Genomic DNA, 17449 nt, shown 5'->3' with positions numbered 1-17449 from the left:
TCATGACCGAGAAGACCGCCCTCACCCCCAGCACCCACACCACCCCGCCGGCGAAGTTCTCGCACGGCGTGAAGAAGGGGAACATCCTCCAGGTCGCCGGTCAGGTCGGCTTCCTGCCCGCCGTGGAGGGCCAGGCCCCGACCCCGGCCGGTCCCACCCTGCGCGAGCAGACCCTCCAGACCTTCGCCAACGTCAAGGCGATCCTGGAGGAGGGCGGCGCGAGCTGGGACGACGTCATGATGACGCGCGTCTACCTGACGGACGTCGACCACTTCGCCGAGATGAACGCGATCTACAACGAGTACTTCGAGGAGCAGGGCCTCACGGCCCCGGCGTCCGCACGTACGACGGTGTACGTCGGCCTCCCCAAGGGACTGCTCATCGAGATCGACGCGCTCGCGGTCCTCGGCTGACCGTCCGATCCGCCGGCCGGTGGTCCGCCCCCGGACAGCCGGCCCCCCAACCGCTCCGCCACACGGCACGGCACCCCTCCCCCTTCCGTACGGGGTGCCGTGCCGCGCTCCTCCCTGCCCCGAAGGACCCCCTGTCACCACCGGAGTTGACCGCTCATGCTGCTCGCCGCCGCCCCCGCTCCCGAGGTCCCACCACACACCGGTGGACTGCTCCTCCTGATCGGCGGGACCCCCGGTCTGCTGACCGTCGCCGCGCTCGGGATCGCACTCCTGCTCTTCCTGATCATCAAGGTCAGGCTGCAGCCGTTCGTCGCCCTGCTCGCCGTGTCCATAGCCGTCGGCCTGGGTGCCGGTCTCTCCGTCACCGAACTCTTCGGCACGGTCCAGAAGTCCGCCGCCGTCTCGGTCATCGAGTCCGGCATGGGCGGCATCCTCGGACACGTCGCGATCATCATCGGCCTCGGCACGATGCTCGGCGCGATCCTGGAGGTGTCCGGCGGCGCGGAGGTACTGAGCACCCGCCTGCTGAACCTCTTCGGTGAGAAGCGCGCCCCGCTCGCCATGGGGCTCACCGGCCTCATCTTCGGTATCCCGGTCTTCTTCGACGTCGGCATCTTCGTCCTCGCGCCGATCGTGTACGCCGCCGCCAAGCGCTCCGGCAAGTCCGTCGTCCTGTACGCGATGCCACTGCTGGCCGGCCTTTCCATGACCCACGCGTTCCTGCCCCCGCACCCCGGACCGGTCGCCGCCGCGGGCCTCTTCAACGTCTCCCTCGGCTGGGTCATCCTGATGGGCGCCCTCGTCGGCATCCCGTCCGTCCTCGCCGCCTGGGGCTACGCCGCCTGGATCGGCAAGCGCATCTTCGTCGAGGTGCCGCAGGACATGGTCGAGGCCGCGGAGGAGTCGAAGGCCGCGGTCGTCGCCGAACAGCGCGCCGCCGGAGTCACCCCGCACGAGAAGCCCGTCCCGCTGGGCACCGTGCTGGCGATCATCGGCACCCCGCTGATCCTCATCCTCGCCGCGACGTTCTCCTCCATCGCGCTGGACCCCTCCACCCCGCGCTCCGTCATCGAGTTCTTCGGCAACCCCTTCGTCGCCCTGACGATCGCCCTGTTCCTCGCCTACTACCTGCTGGGCATCCGGCGCGGCTGGTCCCGCAAGTCCCTCGAATCGGTCTCCACCGCCTCGTTGAAGCCCGTCGGCAACATCCTGCTGGTCGTCGGCGCGGGCGGGATCTTCGGGGCGGTGCTCAAGGGCAGCGGCATCGCCGACGCGCTCGCCGACACCTTCAACGACGTCGGCCTGCCGGTCATCCTGCTCGCCTGGCTGATCTCCGTCGTCCTGCGGGTCGCCCAGGGCTCGGCCACGGTCGCCATCGTCACCACCGCCGGCATCGTCGTCCCGCTCGTCGAGGGCCAGGACATGTCGCAGGCGCACCTCGCGCTGATCATCATGGCGATCTCGGCGGGTTCCATCTTCGCCTCGCACGTCAACGACGGCGGGTTCTGGATGGTCTCGAAGTACTTCGGCATCTCCGAGCGCGACACCCTCAAGACCTGGACGGTCCTGGAGACGGTGCTCTCGGTCGCCGGCTTCGTCGTCGCCGCGGCGCTCAGCCTGGTGATCTAGGGGGCTTCCCCGGGCCGGTCCGGCCCGGTCTGAAGCGTCGGGTCCGAGGCGTACGGGAGCACGTACGCCTCAGACCCACCCGACGCGGAGCACCGTCCTGTCCGGACCGGGTGTCCCCTCGCCGCCGCTGTCCCCGCCGGGACCGCTGTCGCCGACGGCGGTGGCACCCGTGCTCGTGCCCACGCCGCCCGAGTGCGTGCCGCTCCCGCCGTCCGGCCTGTTGGCCAGCCAGAGGACCAGGAGGGCGACGGCGGCGAGCACCACCAGCCAGACCACGGCTGACGACGACCTCCCGGACGGAGCGGGTGCGGGCGGTGGCGTCCGGGGCGGTTCCGGGCGGGACGCCGGCTTCGACGTCCCGGACGCGGATCGCGCCGAGGCGGACGACGGGCCCGAGGCCTGCTGACGGGCCCTGGCCCTGGCGGCCCTCTCCCGGGCGTTCTTCTCGGCCTTCCTCCGCTCCTCCTCGGCCTTTCTCCGCTCCAGTTCCTGCTGCCACTCCTGCTCGCGCAGCCGTTCCTGGGCGAGGAGGGCCCGCTCGCGTTCCACCCGTTCCTTCTCGGCCCGTGCCTCCTCGGCCTTTCTCCGCTCCAGTTCCTGCTGCCACTCCTGCTCGCGCAGCCGTTCCTGGGCGTGCAGGGCCCGCTCGCGTTCCACCCGCTCCTTCTCGGCCCGTGCCTCCTCGGCCCGCTCCCTCTCGGCGCGCTCACGTTCGGCCCGTTCACGCTCCTGCGTGTACACACGGGTCGGGTCCGGAGGCGGGACGACATCCGTGCGCAGGCCGGCCCTGATCCCCCCGGGGCCCGGAGTGTCCGCGCCGATGCCGGCTCCACGCGCCAGGTCCCGCCCATGACGTTCGTACGAGCTGATCAGGTCCGTCCAGCGCTGCGGCAGCCAGCGGCGACCGCCCTGCGACACCGGAAGCCCGGCCAAGGACTGCCGGAAGCGGGCCAGCATCTCCGCGGGGACGGGCCGCTGCGCGGGATCGGCCGCCAGGCAGGGGCGGATCAACGCCGTCAGTTCCTTGGGCAGACCGTCGAGGTCGAGCTGGCCCCGCTGCACCTGGGCCAGCAGCGCCAGCGTGTCACTGCCGTCGCGGTAGGGGGGCCTGCCCAGCGCCAGGTGGAACAGGGTCGCCCCGAGCGAGTACACGTCCGACGCCTCGGTCGACGGCTCGCCCCGGGCCTGCTCCGGCGAGGTGAAGGCGATCGTGCCCAGGGTGAGGCTCGTGCGGGTGAGGTCGTTCGCGTGCGAGATGCCGAAGTCGATCACCCGCGGGCCGGGGAGCGGCAGCAGGATGTTCTGCGGCTTGAGGTCCCGGTGGATGATGCCCTCGCCGTGCAGCGTGACCAGCGCCTCCGCGGTGCCCGCCGCCAGCCACTGGACCGCCGAGGCCGGCAGCACCCCGGCGGTGCTCACCAGTACGGAGAGCGGTGGCGCTGCGATGTAGTCGATCGCCATCCACGGCAGATCCGCCCCCGGATCGGCGTCCCGCACGCGCGCCGTGAACGCGCTGTCGATGCGTTGGGCCAGGCCCACCTCGCGGGTGAACCGCCGCCGGTCGACATCACTGACGACGCCGTCGGAGAGCAGCGTCTTCACCGCCACCAGCTGCCCCTCGGCGTTCCGGGCGAGGTAGATGCGCCCCATGCCGCCGGAAGCCAGCCTCCCGATCAGTTCGTACCTGCCGAGCGTCGCCGGATCTCCACTTCCCAGCGGATCAACTCGCGCGCCTGCCATGTCACTTCCCCCGTCCAGCGCCTTACGGTCCAGCGCGACAAGCGTCCCACGGGGAAGGGGGGAGTGCACGGTCATCTCCTGTCACGGAACGTCCACAGCTGTCCTGGTGAGGAGAGGGCCTGGCGGGGGTGTCACACGCCCCCTTGTGCGAACCGGGACTTTGCGCTTCGTTGATCGACATGGCCGAGACGAGTGACACCACAGAGACCGGGGAGCTGGACTCCCGTCCACGTAGATCCAGTTGGAAGTACATCGGGCCCGGCATCGTCGTGGCGGCGACGGGTGTCGGAGCCGGCGACCTGGTCGCGACCCTCATCGCCGGCAGCAAATTCGGCTACACCCTCATGTGGGCGGCGGTGATCGGCTGCCTCGTCAAGATCTCCCTCGCGGAGGCGGTGGGCCGCTGGCACCTCGCGACCGGCCGCACACTCTTCGACGGCTGGCGCACCCTCGGCGGCTGGACCACCGGCTACTTCGCCGTGTACGTCGTCGTCTGGGGCTTCGTCTACGGCGCGACGGCCATGTCCTCCAGCGCCCTGCCCATCGTGGCGCTCTTCCCCGACGGGCCGGGCCTCAAGACGTGGGCGATCGTCACCGGACTGGTCGGCCTGGTCTTCGTCTGGTTCAACCAGTACGCCGTCTTCGAGAAGGTCATGACGGTCCTCATCGGCGTCATGTTCGTCGTAGTGGTCTATGTCGCGATCCGGGTGGTGCCGGACATCGGCGCCTCCTTCGCGGGGCTGCTCCCCGTACTCCCGGACGGCTCGCTGATCTACACGCTCGGTCTGATCGGCGGGGTCGGCGGCACGATCACCATGGCGGCGTACGGGTACTGGGTGAACGCCAAGGGCTGGTCCAACACCTCCTGGATGAAGGTGATGCGGATGGACAACCGGGTCGCCTACATCACGACGGGCATCTTCGTCGTCGCGATGCTCATCGTCGGCGCCGAGCTGCTGCACTCCTCGCAGATCGCCCTGACGAAGGGCGACCGGGGGCTGATCGACCTCGGCCAGGTCCTGGAGGACCGCTTCGGCGCGGCCACCGCGAAGCTCTTCCTGGTCGGCTTCTTCGCGACGTCGTTCTCGTCGCTCATCGGTGTCTGGCACGGCGTGAGCCTGATGTTCGCCGACTTCGTCGAGCGGATCCAGGCCGCCGGCCGTGGTGACCGGGGCGTGGAGAGGGCGGGCAGCGACACCGTGGGCCGGCAGGAGCGGTCGGTGCCCTTCCGCGCGTACCTGCTCTGGCTGACGTTCCCGCCGATGACGCTGCTGTGGCTGGACGAGCCGTTCGGGCTGGTCATCGGCTACGGGGTGCTGGGGGCGTTCTTCATGCCGTTCCTGGCCCTGACCCTGCTGTGGCTGCTGAACACCTCCCGCACACCGAGGGAGTGGCGCAACGGCTGGCTCAGCAACGGGATGCTGGGCGCGGCGGGGCTCCTCTTCGTCGTGCTGTGCGTCCAGCAGGTGCGCGAACTGCCCTGGTGACATCCGCGTGCGGATCCGCACGCAGCAGCGCCGCCGGGGGAGCGGCGGCGCTGCTGGACCGACGGTCCGGTGGAGCTACGGCAGCCTCGGCTACGGCAGCCCGTGGACGTGCGGGCCGACCGCGTTGGACCAGGCGTTGCCCGCGGTGGCGTCCCAGTTGGTGGACCAGGTCATCGCGCCGCGCAGGTCCGGGTAGGTCCTGGACGGCTTGAAGGAACCACAGCTCGTGCCCTTGGCCAGGCAGTCCAGGGCCGCGTTCACGACGGACGGGGCGACGTAGCCGCTGCCCGCGCCGCGGGTGGAGGCGGGGACGCCGAGGCCGACCTGGGACGGGGCGAGGCCGCCCTCCAGCTGGATGCAGGCGAGCGCGGTGAGGAAGTCCACCGAACCCTGGGAGTAGACCTTGCCGTCGCAGCCCAGCATGGAACCGCTGTTGTAGTACTGCATGTTGACGACGGTCAGGATGTCCTTGATGTTGAGCGCCGTCCTGAAGTACTCACCGGAGGTCGACTGCATGTCGATCGTCTGCGGCGCCATGGTGATGACGAGGCCGGAGCCCGCCTTCGACGACAGCGAGCGCAGGGCCTTCGTCATGTAGGTGGAGTTGAGGCCGTTCTCCAGGTCGATGTCGACGCCGTTGAAGCCGTACTCCTGGATGAGCGCGTACACCGAGTCGGCGAACGCGGTCGCGGAGGCGTCGCTGTTGACCGCGACGGAGCCCTTCTCGCCGCCCACGGAGATGATGACGTTCTTGCCGGCGGCCTGCTTGGCCTTGATGTCGGCCTTGAACTGGGCGACGGTGTAGCCGTTCAGCCCCGCCGAGTCCAGGTTGAAGGTGACCGCGCCGGGCGTGGTGGTGGCGTCCGCGAAGGACACGGCGATGATGTCGTAGTTCGCGGGGACGTCGCTGAGCTTCTGAACCGCGGCGCCGTTGTCGAAGTTCTGCCAGTAGCCGGTCACCGCGTGCTTGGGCACCGAGGTGGTGGGTCCGCCCGGGTCGGTAGCCTTCGCCGTACGGCCGCTGACGGTCGCGGACTTCACGGACTCACCGGCGGCGTTGGTGGCGCTGACGGCGAACTGGTACGCGGTGTCGGCCGCCAGCCCCGTCACCGTCGCGGAGGTGCCGGTGGACGTGGTCGCCTTCGTGCCGTTGCGGTAGACGGTGTACCCGGTCGCGCCGGACACGGAGCTCCAGCTCAGGGCGACCGAGGACGTGGTCGTCGCTCCCACGGTCAGCCCGGCGGGGGTCCCGGGGATCGCGGGCTCCGGGTCGGTGCCACCGCCCCCGTCCGGGCCGGTCACCTGGACGTCGTCCGCGAAGTACGCGGCCTGGCCGTACCAGCCGTGGGTGTAGACGGTCACGGAGGTGGTCGAGGGGCCTGTGGTGAAGCCGGTCTTCAGCTGGGTCCAGCTGCTCGATCCGGGTGTCCAGGTGGAGACGTCCGTGGTCCCGGTGCCGCTCGCGCCGAGGTAGGCGTAACCGCCCTGCACCCAGGAGCTCAGTGAGTAGGTCGAGTTGGGCTTCACGGCCACGGTCTGCGTGCACTTGGCGTTGTCCTGCCCGGCCGGGGTGGCCTTGAGCGCGGAGGTGCCGCTGTGCACGGGGGAGGAGACGGTGGTGCCGCTGCCGCCGGAACAGGTCCAGTTGGCGAGCCCGGACTCGAATCCGGCGTTCTTGGCCACGTTGACCTCGGCGGCCTGCGCACCGGTCGCGAGACCGGTGACGGCCAGCGCCCCCGCCGCGACGACGGCGACCGCCCCGCCGAGGAGGGGCCGGACCCGGCTCCTTCTGTGTCTGCTGCTGCCTGCGGAGCGTTCCACTTGCTGCCTCCGGTGGGGGAGTTGGGGGTGCTGGCGGAAACGGTGGCCACCGTTGGCCGATAAACTGGTCCAGACCAATCGAGTTGTCAAGACCTCTGGCGGCACGGATACGTGCGACGGTGCCGGGTGCGGGGGTGGGCGGCGCCCACGCACACCTTCGGGTGACCGCTCGTGGAACGTCGGGAGTGCACTCGCGCGGGTGACTCGGCAGGGGTGTCCGGAACGTGACGGGCGCGATATCGCGGAAGGCCGTGGAAAGCGGCCGCAATCCGCTCTGACGTGGGCGGATCAATTCCCCGGGATTTCAAACCGGTTCGGCCGGGGTAACTCTATGCAGTGGTGCAGGAGTTAACCACTCTGCTTTTCGTCCGATTTCGTACGGAGGCGTAGCGAACGCCTGTGCCGCACGACTTCGTACTGGGTTCCGATATCTGTTCTCTGCCCGGTCTGACGTGGTTAAAGTGCTGGGGAAAGAAGCACGGAGCAGGAGCGATTGCGGCCGAAGTCGTCACCGACGACGGCCGGAGCCGAACGGGGAAGAGCGTGCCGACCGCAATAGCAGTGACCAGTGCCGATCTGGTGCTCCCGCCGACCGATCAGCAGACACCCACGGCGGCCCTGCTGCAGGCACCCGAGGCCCAGCCCCTCGATCTCGCGATCGGTGACATGAACCTGCTCCTGGAAAAGCACGGCTACGTCGTCGCGGTCTACCCCACGGGCATCGGCGCCGCCCACGAACGCAGACTGCACGCCATCCGCTCGGTCCTGGAGAGCGACCGCATCGCCCTGCTCAGGACTGACCTGCCGCCCCTGGGCGTCGCCGTACTCGTACGCCAGCTGCGCCAGCTCTCCGTCTGCGACTTCAGCCCGGGAGTGGTGGCCTCGGCGGCCCGCCTACTCGCCCACTACATCCACGCCGGAGCCCTGCTGAACTCCGTGGCCAGGCTCGACCGGGTCCCCGTCAGCCTCAAGACCCACGCCAAGTCCTGGGTCCCCGGATCGCAGTTCGCCGTGCTGGCCGGCCCCAGCCCGCAGCTCGTCAGGATCGGCCCTTCGGCCGAACCGCCCACCGGGCCGCCGTTCGCCACACAGCTGATGGTCGCCAAGGGCCAGCTGGCCTCCGAATGGGTCCAGCAGACCCTCGCCCCCGCATGGGGCGTACAGGCCGTCCAGGAGTGCGCCCTGCCTTCCGGTTCACCACGCTGGTGGGGAACGGGGAAGCTGGTGGAATTCGCTTCCTTCCTCCCGGACATCTCCGTGATCTACCAGCTCGTTTCCTCCGTACGCCGGGAGAACTGCCACTGGTGCGGAATGGAGCTCATCGGTGACCGCTGCGCGTTCTGTTCCTCCCCGCTCGCCCCGCCGGAGAACCGAATGCACTCCCCGGGTGTCCTGAGCCACGGAGCGCCCGCACCGCCCGCCACCTAGTGCGCCAAGGGCTCTCCGCAGACACCGCGCATCCCTCTCTGTCCGCTGCTCCCCGCATCCGATTCGAACGAGGTTGTCCGGCTCATGAACTCCCGCCAGCGCCGCGGCGTGATACTCCTGCTCCTGTCGGTCCTGTGCGCCTTCGGAGCCTTCGCCGGGGTCCTCTCGGTGATCAGCGACGTCAACTCGAAGGTCGGCCCCGAGGTCGACGCCTACCGGCTCAAGGACAACGTGGCCCCGTACACGCCCCTGTCCGCGAAGCAGTTCGAGAAGGTCTCCATGCCGAAACGCTGGCTGTCGGAGAACGCCGTCACGGAGATCGACGAGGTCGACGGCAAGATCGCCGTCACCGAACTCCGGGCGGGCTCCCTGATGCAGTCCGACATGATGGTCCGGAGCCCTGAACTGCGCCCGGGCGAGCAGGAGATCGCCATCATGATCGACGCGGCCACCGGTGTGGCGGGCAAGATCCGGCCCAACGACAAGGTCAACATCTACGCCACCTTCGCGGGCGAACGGGACGGTGAGGTGGCCCAGTCCAAGGTCATCGTCTCCAACGCGAAAGTCCTCGACGTCGGTCAGCTGACCGCCCTGGAACCGAGGAAGGACGACAGGAACCAGGCGACCGAGGCCGTACCGATCACCTTCGCGCTCGACACCCTCGACACCCAGCGCGTGGCCTACGCCGAGTCCTTCGCCCAGCACGTGCGTCTCGCACTGATCGCCCCGGGCAGCGACGGCGTCATCCGTCCGGGCGACCGGACCTACACGCTCGACAAGGACAAGTGAGGATGGGATGACCACCAGAATCCTCCCGGCGGTCGGTGACACCGACGCGGCCAGGTCCGTGACCACCCTGCTCAGCCAGCTCCCCGACGCGGAGCCGGCCGCTCCGGTCGGCGACTCGACGCAGCTCATCGACACCCTCGCCCGCCTCGCCGGCGAGTCCATCGAGGAACTGCCCGAGGTCGTGCTGGTCCACGAGCGGATCGGCCCGGTGCCCGCACTGGAGCTGATCCGCGAGGTCTCCCTGCGCTTCCCCGCCGTGGGGGTCGTGCTGATCACCGCCGACGCGAGCCCCGGGCTCTTCGCCGCGTCCATGGACGCGGGGGCCCGAGGTCTCGCCACCCTCCCCCTGAGCTACGAGGAGCTCGCCAACCGCGTCCAGGCCGCCGCGCAGTGGTCCACGGGCGTCCGACGCCACCTCGGGCCGGGAGGCGACGTGTTCACCGGCCCCGAGGGAACGGTCGTCACGGTCACCGGGGCCAAGGGCGGAGTCGGCGCGACCCTCACAGCCGTACAACTGGCCCTGGCCGCACAGGCCTCCGGGCACACCGCCGCACTCGTCGACCTGGACCTCCAGACCGGCGACATCGCCGCGTACCTCGACGTGCAGTTCCGGCGTTCCGTCGTCGACCTGGCCGCCATCACCGACATATCCCCGCGCGTCCTCTCCGACGCCGTGTTCTCCCACGACACCGGCCTGGCGCTCCTGCTGGCCCCCGGTGAGGGCGAACGCGGCGAGGAGGTCAGCGACCGCGCGGCCCGCCAGATCGTCAGCGCCCTGCGCTCACGCTACGAGGTCGTCGTCATCGACTGCGGAAGCCAGATGAACGGGGCCAACGCCGCGGCCATCGAGATGGCCGACACCGCCGTGCTGGTGACGACACCCGACGTCGTCGCCGTGCGGGGCGCCAAGCGCATCGTGCGGATGTGGGACCGCCTCCAGATCCGCAAGGCGGAGGAGACGGTCACCCTCGTCAACCGCTTCAACCGCAACACCGAGATCCAGCCGCCGCTCATCCAGCGGATCACCGGAACCCGGATGTCGGGCACGGCGGTACCGGCGAACTTCAAGGAACTCCAGGGCGCGGTGGACTCGGGCCGGATGCACGAGCTGGACCCACGCTCCACCGTGAAACAGGCCCTCTGGGCCCTGGCGGGAGAGCTCGGACTCGTGAAGCCTTCGCAGGGAGCCGAGCCCCGCGGCGGCATGCTGCGCGGCGACAGGGGCTCGATCGGGGGCCGCAAGCGCAAGGGCGGCACGACCAGCGGGGGAGGCCGGAAGTGACGCAGAGCAGGGGAGAACCCGACCGGATACGGCCACGGCCCGGACGCGACACCGGGCAGCTGAGCATCGAGTTCACCGGGATGGTGCCGATCATCCTGGTGACGCTGGTGCTGCTCTGGCAGGCCGTCCTGGTGGGTTACACCTTCACCCTGGCGAGCGGCGCCGCCGACGAAGGCGTGCGCAAGGCCGTCGCCGCGGGCGCCTGGGACCGTCAGAGCAGGTGCAGGGACGCCGTGTACCAAAGGCTCCCGAGCGCCTGGGAGGGACCCGCGGAGATCCGCGCCTGCGGGACCGAGGGCGACGACCTGGTCACGGCCACCGTCGTCCTCAAGGCCCCCGTCCTGTTCCCGGGCTTCGCCAGCCTCCCCATTCCCGTCGAGGCGACGGCCGGCGCGGCCGCGGAAGGGAAGTGACGCGTCATGGCACCGCAACGGACCTCACGCGCGGCCGGGCAGCGGCTGCGCGGAGCCGGGGACCGCGGCTCGACCGCCCTCGAATACCTGGGCTTCCTCCCCGTCCTCATCCTCATCGGCCTCGCCGGGATCCAGCTCGGCCTGATCGCCTACACCGCGCAGCAGGCCGGCACCGGAGCCAGGGCCGCCGCCCGCACCGCCGCGCAGGAGGACGTGTCCGGGTCCTACGCGCGGGTCGGGAGGGCGTCCATGACCAGCTGGGTCGCCGAGCGGTCCCGGATCACCCCGCCGTCAGGAGGCGACTCCGTCACGGTGACGGTCACGGTCTCCGTCCCGGACGTCCTCCTCGGCCTGCTCGGGGACCGGACCGTCGAGAAGTCCGCCACCATGCCCCGCGACGACTGAGCGCACCCACCCCACCCGAGGAGTACCACCCATGAGCCTGCGGGCACGCATCACCGCCCCCGAGGAGCGCGGAGGGGGACGGGAGGACGGCCACCTGGTCGCCACGTACCGCGCGAAGCTCCTCGAGGAGATCGACCTCGCGGAGATGTCCTCGCTGGCCGCCGCCGACCGCAGGGCCCGGCTGGAACGCGTACTGGGCCACATCATCAGCCGCGAGGGACCCGTCCTCTCGACCGTCGAACGCTCCCAGCTGATCCGCCGGGTCGTCGACGAGGCCCTCGGACTCGGCGTCCTCGAACCCCTCCTGGAGGACGCCTCCATCACGGAGATCATGGTCAACGGACCCGACCAGATCTTCGTCGAACGGGCCGGCCGGGTCGAGCAGCTCCCGATGCGCTTCGCCAGCCACGAGCAGCTCATGCAGACGATCGAACGCATCGTCTCCACCGTCAACCGGCGGGTGGACGAGGCCAACCCGATGGTCGACGCCCGACTGCCCAGCGGCGAGCGCGTCAACGTCATCATCCCGCCCCTCGCCCTGACCGGCGCGACGCTCACCATCCGGCGCTTCCCCCGGTCCTTCTCGCTCCAGGAGATGATCGCCTTCGGCTCGCTGGACCAGCAGATGCTGCTCCTGCTCGCCGGGCTCGTCCAGGCGAAGTTCAACGTGATCGTCTCCGGGGCCACCGGCACGGGGAAGACCACCCTCCTCAACGCGCTCTCCGGACTCATCCCCGAGGGCGAACGCATCGTCACCATCGAGGACTCCGCCGAACTCCAGCTCCAGCAGAACCACGTGATCCGGCTGGAGTCGCGCCCCGCGAACGTGGAGGGCAAGGGCCAGATCACCATCCGCGACCTGGTCCGCAACTCCCTGCGCATGCGCCCCGACCGCATCGTCGTGGGTGAGGTCCGAGGCGGCGAGTCGCTCGACATGCTCCAGGCGATGTCGACCGGCCACGACGGTTCGCTGGCCACCGTCCACGCCAACAGCGCGGAGGACGCGCTCATGCGCCTCCAGACCCTGGCGTCGATGTCCGAGATCAAGATCCCCTTCGAGGCCCTGCACGACCAGATCAACAGCGCCGTGGACGTCATCGTCCAGCTCACCCGGCACGCCGACGGCACCAGGCGCGTCACCGAGATCGCCGTACTCGACTCGCACGGGCGTGACCCGTACAGGATCGTCACCGTCGCCCGGTTCGACGCCCGCCCCATGGACACCGACGGTGTGATCCACGGCGAGTTCCAGGCCCTCCCGCTCCCACGTCGCATCGCCGACCGGCTCCACATGGCCGGGCAGCCGATCCCCCAGGCCTTCGGGGTCGCCCCGTCAGAGGAATACCTCGCCACCCGAGAAGCCAGATAGGTACCCCGACATGGACAACCTCGCACCGCTCACCATCGGCGTCACGCTGCTGTGCTGCGTACTCGGCGTCCTGGGCCTGCACGCCTACACCTCGGGCAAGGCCCAGCGCGAAGCCCTCGTCGACCGGCTCTCCTCGACCGGCCAGATCGACATGGGCCCGCAGCGCCGCTTCCGGGGCCTCGACCGCCGGCTGCGCCGTACGGAACTCGGCAAGAGGATCGAGCTGAAGCTCGCGGCCACCGGCCTCGACATCACACCGGGCGAGTACTTCCTCTACGTCGTGGGCTCCGTGGCGGCGCTCTGGCTCATCGCGGCCTCCCTCCTGGCCTCGTTCTTCGGCCCGCTCGCCGGAATCGCCGCGATCTGGGGCGCCAACACCTTCCTGAACTGGCACCGCACCAAGCGCACCGAGGCCTTCATCAGCCAGCTGCCCGAGATCTCACGGGTACTCGCCAACGCCACCCAGGCCGGGCTCTCCCTGCGCACCTCCATCGCCATGGCCGCCGACGAACTCGAATCGCCCGCGGGGGACGAACTCCGCGTCGTCGCCGACCAGCTTGGAGTCGGCCGGACCCTCGACGACGCCCTCGGCGAACTCGCCGAACGCCTGCCCTCCCGCGAACTCGTCGTCCTGGTCTCCACCCTGATCCTGTCCAACCGCGCCGGCGGCCAGGTCGTGTCCTCGCTGCGCAACCTCACCGTCACCCTGGAGGAGCGCAAGGAGACCCGGCGCGAGGTCCGCACCCAGCTCTCCCAGATCAACGCCACCGCCTACGCCGTCCCGGCCATCGGCGTCGGCGCGATGCTCCTGGTGAACTCGATCCTCCCCGGCGCGCTCGACCGGATGACGGGATCGGTCATCGGGCAGATCGCCGTCATCGTCTCGCTCGGCCTCTACGCCCTCGGCTTCGTCGCCATCCGCCGCGTTTCCAAGATCGATATCTGAGGAGGGGGCCGGAATGGAACTGCTGCTCGCTCTCGTCGTCGGCGTCAGCGTCTTCGGCGTCTTCAAGGGCATCCGGATGTACCGCGCCGAGGCCACCCTCCCCGGCGACCTCGCGCTCGCGCTCGAAGTCGGCTCGACCCGCACCACCGCCGTCGGCTCCGGCATCGACCGCCTCGGCATGCGCTGGGCGCCCCTGGTCCTCCGCCTCATGGGGCCGAAGAAGGTCAACGAGAAGCGCCGCAGGATCGACATGGCGGGCAACCCCGGCGGCCTCACCATCGACCGCTACGCGGCCCGGCGCGCCGTCTACAGCGCCCTCGGCGGATTCGCAGCCTTCGCGATGCTCAGCAGCGGCAAGTTCTTCATGGCCCTGTTCATGATCGCCTTCGGTCTGTTCTGGGGCGAGGTCGGCATCTGGGCCGCCGTCCGCAAACGCAGGGACGACATCGACCGCACCCTCCCCGACTTCCTCGACGTCCTCGCCGTCGTCGTCTCCGCGGGACTCGGATTCCGGCAGGCCCTCGACAGGGTCGCCGAGAAGTACCAGGGCCCCTGGTCCGACGAACTGCGCATCACCCTGCGGCAGATGGACATGGGCATCAGCCGCAGGCAGGCCTTCGACGAACTCCGCAGGCGCAACGACTCCGAACAGGTCGCCATGTTCGTCACCGCACTCCAGCAGGGCGAGGAACTCGGCGCACCGATCGTCGACACACTCATCGCCATCGCCAACGACATGCGCCGCACCGACGCGCAGAACGCCCGGCGCAAGGCCGCCAAGGCCGTCCCCAAGGCCACCCTGATGGTCACCACCTTCATGATCCCCGCCACCATGATCCTCATGGGCGCAGCCATGCTGCTCGGATCCGACACCGACCTCGGGTCCTTCACAGGGGAGTGAGCGGCCGCCCATGACGATCTCCCTGCACCCGGGTGCCGAGGACACGCGGCACGCCGCCCTGTCCACGCCCGCCGGCCCGGCACCCACCGTGTCCATCCAGGTCAACGCCCTCTCGGCGCTGGCCCGCCAGGTGTTCCTCTTCCGCCTGGCCATGATCGCCATCGGCACCCCGCAGGCCCTCGACAACACCGCCCCCGGCCTCGCGAGCTGGCTCGTCGCCTCCGCCGTCCTCGTCACCTTCGTCGGCTCGTACGCCCTCTACCGCGACTGGGAACGCTTCGGACCACTCCTCGTACGCTCCCCGCTCCTGCTGGGAGCCGACACCGTCTTCGGCGCCCTGCTCCTGTTCACCGCCACACCGGACTCGACCCTCGGCTACGCGGTCGTCTGCACCCCGCTGCTCGCAGGACTGCTCTACGGCTGGCGGGCGGCCGGCGTCTTCGCCGTGGTCGAGATCCTGATCCTGGCCGCCGCCTACGGCGCCGACCAGGAGTTCCGTGGAGGCCTGACCAGCGCCCTGCTGCTCCCGGGCTTCTGCGTCCTCGCCGGTGCGGTCGGTGTCACGCTGCGCAACCTGATGCTCCGCGTCGGCGCGGCCAGCCAGGCGCTGACCGAGACCCGGGCCCGCCTCGCCGTCAGCGTCGCCGTCGAGGACGAACGCGCACGACTGGCCCGCGAGATGCACGACTCCGTCGCCAAGACCCTGCACGGTCTGGCCCTCGCCGCCGACGGGCTGGCCCACTCCTGCGGCCGGACGGACCCGCTCACCGTCCGGCACCAGGCGGAACTGGTCGCCAGGTCCGCCCGACGGGCCGCCGCCGAATCACGGGAACTCCTCTCCGACCTGCGGCGCGAGTCCGGCCTCGACGGCGGGGTGGACATCATCGCCGAACTCCGTTCCAGGACAGCGGACTTCACCCGGAGGCGCGGACTGAACACCGTGTTCCGCACCCTCGGCGACGCACCCGTACCCCCGGTCCCCCAGGTCGTCGCCCGGCAACTGCTCACCGTCGCCTCCGAGGCGATGGAGAACGCCGACCGGCACGCCCACCCCACCTACCTCGTCGTCCTCGCGGGCATCAAGGGCGACGTCCTGCGCGTCAGCGTGTACGACGACGGGCAGGGCCTGCCCGCGGGCACCACCCTCGACGACCTCAGGCGGGCCGGCCACTTCGGACTCGTCGGGATGGTCGAACGCGCGGCCTCCATCGGCGCCCGCATCCGGATCGGCAAGGGCAAGGCGGCCAAGGGCACCGAGGTCCGCGTCGAACTCCCGACGGCCGCCCTGACGCCGGCCCGGACCACGGCCGCCGGATCGGCGACCGCGGGATCGGCGACCGCGGGTGCAGCTGCGGCGGACCCGGCTTCGAGCCCCTAGCCGCTCCCGTACGACACCCTCCGCGCCACCGCCATCGCACCCTCGTCCCCATGACACCTGAGAGGAGGTCGCAGAATGCCGGACGACGTCTCGCGCACACCGGGCCAGGACCGGGCGGACCGGAACCACGTCTCCCAGCACACGTCCTCGCACGGCTCCCCACTCAGCAGCGAACTCAGCACCCCCGCATTCCCGGCCACCGCGCCATCGCCCACGGCGCCCCCCGGATCCGCGGCGCTTGTCGGGCCCGCCGGGTCCGCGGCGCCCACCGGGTCTGCCGGGTCCCAGCCGATGCCCGCGTTCCCCGAGGCCCCCGACCGTCCGGCGCCCGGGCCCCTGCGCGTCGTCGTCGCGGACGACAACCCCGTGGTACGGGCGGGACTCGGGGTCCTGCTCAGCGGCCGCGCCGACATCGAGGTCGTGGCGGAGGCGGCGGACGGGCGCGAGGCCTACGAAGCCGCCGTACGCCACCGGCCTGACGTCATCCTGCTCGACGTGCGCATGCCCGGGGTGGACGGCATCTCCGCCCTGCCGCACCTGGTGCAGGTTGCACCCGTGATGATGCTGACGTACAGCCGTGAGAGCGACATCGTGCACGAGGCGCTGCGCCTGGGCGCGGGAGGCTACCTGGTCCACGGCGAGTTCACGGCCGACGAACTCGTACAGTCCGTACGCGACACGAAGAGCGGCCGCGCCCCCTTCACCGCCACGGCGGCGAGCGCGCTGCTCGCCCATATGCGGCAAGGGTCCAACCAGCAGCCGAGGCCACTCCCGGACGGGCTGGGGTCAGCCCTGAAGGCCGGCGCCGCATCCGGCGGGCCCGGCGCGCACGCCCAGTCCCCGGGGGGCGGGGCCCACGAAGTGCGGGCGCCCGTGCCGCATCCCGCGCATCCTCCGCATCCGGCCGAAAATCCACAAAACCTTTCGCAACTGCAACCTGTTGTGGGACAGTCTTCGTCCGGTACGGAAATCAACGGGCCTCAGAAGCCCAACAGGCGGCAGTACGACCTGAGTTCGAGGGAGGCGGAGGTCATGGAGCTCATCTCCTCGGGCATGAGCAACCAGCAGATCGCCGCCACCTGCTTCATCAGCGAAAAGACCGTCAAGAACCACATCAACAGGATCTTCACCAAGCTGCACAGCACCAGCCGCAGCGAGGCGATCGCCCGCTGGCTCGGCACGGCGCCGGGCTCGGGACCTGGAGCGAGGGGGACAGGCAGCCATGGCTGACGGGAGAAGCCCAGGCGCGGCCACGCACACGGGGCGACGGGCCCAACGTCCGCTTTGGGCCCGGTTTTGGGCCCTGGGACCCTGCGCCGACGGGAGTGTCCAGCCGTACGTTTCTCATGTCGCCAGCGGCACCGGCCAGGAGGAAGCCGGTAACGCAGGCGGTATCGCGAAGACTCACGCGTCGGCCGGCATCCGGTCGGCCGAACTCGGAGGGGAAC

15 protein-coding genes are annotated in these 17449 nt (G+C 70.3%); 13 read left to right on the top strand and 2 right to left on the bottom strand.

What is annotated here, in order from left to right; genetic code table 11:
- Positions 1 to 2 precede the first annotated feature (2 nt).
- Together P8A20_RS13055 and P8A20_RS13050 are read left to right on the top strand one after the other, a co-directional pair.
- Positions 3 to 413, top strand: coding sequence for a RidA family protein (locus P8A20_RS13055; protein WP_147959268.1), 411 nt, complete (start codon positions 3 to 5; stop codon positions 411 to 413).
- 156 nt (positions 414 to 569) lie between these two features.
- Positions 570 to 2042 (top strand): GntP family permease, encoded by a 1473-nt coding sequence (locus tag P8A20_RS13050; RefSeq protein ID WP_306103558.1) that lies wholly within the window; start codon positions 570 to 572, stop codon positions 2040 to 2042.
- Positions 2043 to 2111: 69 nt separating this feature from the next.
- Here the strand turns inward: P8A20_RS13050 and P8A20_RS13045 are convergent, their stop codons facing one another.
- On the bottom strand, positions 2112 to 3782 hold the full coding sequence (locus P8A20_RS13045) for a serine/threonine-protein kinase (protein ID WP_306103557.1): 1671 nt from the start codon (positions 3780 to 3782) through the stop codon (positions 2112 to 2114).
- Positions 3783 to 3961: 179 nt separating this feature from the next.
- Here P8A20_RS13045 and P8A20_RS13040 point away from each other — a divergent pair, with 179 nt between their 5' ends.
- Positions 3962 to 5269, top strand: coding sequence for an Nramp family divalent metal transporter (locus P8A20_RS13040; RefSeq protein WP_147959271.1), 1308 nt, complete (start codon positions 3962 to 3964; stop codon positions 5267 to 5269).
- 90 nt (positions 5270 to 5359) lie between these two features.
- On the opposite strand, the gene P8A20_RS13035 is transcribed toward P8A20_RS13040, so the two are convergent.
- Positions 5360 to 7090, bottom strand: coding sequence for a chitinase (locus P8A20_RS13035; protein WP_306103556.1), 1731 nt, complete (start codon positions 7088 to 7090; stop codon positions 5360 to 5362).
- A gap of 561 nt (positions 7091 to 7651) precedes the next feature.
- Between P8A20_RS13035 and P8A20_RS13030 the strand changes: the two genes are divergently transcribed.
- From P8A20_RS13030 to P8A20_RS12985, 10 genes are all read left to right on the top strand, one after another.
- Positions 7652 to 8518 (top strand): hypothetical protein, encoded by an 867-nt coding sequence (locus P8A20_RS13030; protein WP_147959273.1) that lies wholly within the window; start codon positions 7652 to 7654, stop codon positions 8516 to 8518.
- 84 nt (positions 8519 to 8602) lie between these two features.
- Positions 8603 to 9307, top strand: coding sequence for a Flp pilus assembly protein CpaB (gene cpaB / locus P8A20_RS13025; RefSeq protein WP_147959274.1), 705 nt, complete (start codon positions 8603 to 8605; stop codon positions 9305 to 9307).
- Positions 9308 to 9314: 7 nt separating this feature from the next.
- Positions 9315 to 10589 (top strand): CpaE/TadZ family protein, encoded by a 1275-nt coding sequence (locus P8A20_RS13020; RefSeq protein ID WP_306103555.1) that lies wholly within the window; start codon positions 9315 to 9317, stop codon positions 10587 to 10589.
- On the top strand, positions 10586 to 11002 hold the full coding sequence (locus P8A20_RS13015) for a TadE family protein (RefSeq protein WP_147959276.1): 417 nt from the start codon (positions 10586 to 10588) through the stop codon (positions 11000 to 11002). Before P8A20_RS13020 ends, P8A20_RS13015 begins: the two co-directional genes overlap by 4 nt.
- A gap of 6 nt (positions 11003 to 11008) precedes the next feature.
- Entirely contained in the window at positions 11009 to 11407 is a 399-nt protein-coding gene (locus tag P8A20_RS13010; protein ID WP_147959277.1) for a TadE/TadG family type IV pilus assembly protein, read from the top strand.
- A gap of 31 nt (positions 11408 to 11438) precedes the next feature.
- Positions 11439 to 12776, top strand: a complete 1338-nt coding sequence (locus P8A20_RS13005; protein WP_147959278.1) for a TadA family conjugal transfer-associated ATPase — start codon at positions 11439 to 11441, stop codon at positions 12774 to 12776.
- Between the two features lie 10 nt (positions 12777 to 12786).
- Positions 12787 to 13722 (top strand): type II secretion system F family protein, encoded by a 936-nt coding sequence (locus P8A20_RS13000; protein ID WP_306103554.1) that lies wholly within the window; start codon positions 12787 to 12789, stop codon positions 13720 to 13722.
- 13 nt (positions 13723 to 13735) lie between these two features.
- Positions 13736 to 14623 (top strand): DUF5936 domain-containing protein, encoded by an 888-nt coding sequence (locus P8A20_RS12995; RefSeq protein ID WP_147959280.1) that lies wholly within the window; start codon positions 13736 to 13738, stop codon positions 14621 to 14623.
- A gap of 10 nt (positions 14624 to 14633) precedes the next feature.
- Entirely contained in the window at positions 14634 to 16001 is a 1368-nt protein-coding gene (locus P8A20_RS12990) for a sensor histidine kinase (protein WP_306103553.1), read from the top strand.
- Positions 16002 to 16076: 75 nt separating this feature from the next.
- A complete protein-coding gene (locus tag P8A20_RS12985; protein WP_306103552.1) occupies positions 16077 to 17231 on the top strand; it encodes a response regulator in 1155 nt (384 codons plus the stop codon).
- Positions 17232 to 17449 lie beyond the last annotated feature (218 nt).

The sequence above is a fragment of the Streptomyces sp. Alt3 genome (assembly GCF_030719215.1).
GTDB lineage: Bacteria > Actinomycetota > Actinomycetes > Streptomycetales > Streptomycetaceae > Streptomyces > Streptomyces glycanivorans.
Note: the sequence above shows the minus strand (reverse complement) of the source record. Positions and strands in the feature narration are given on the sequence as shown.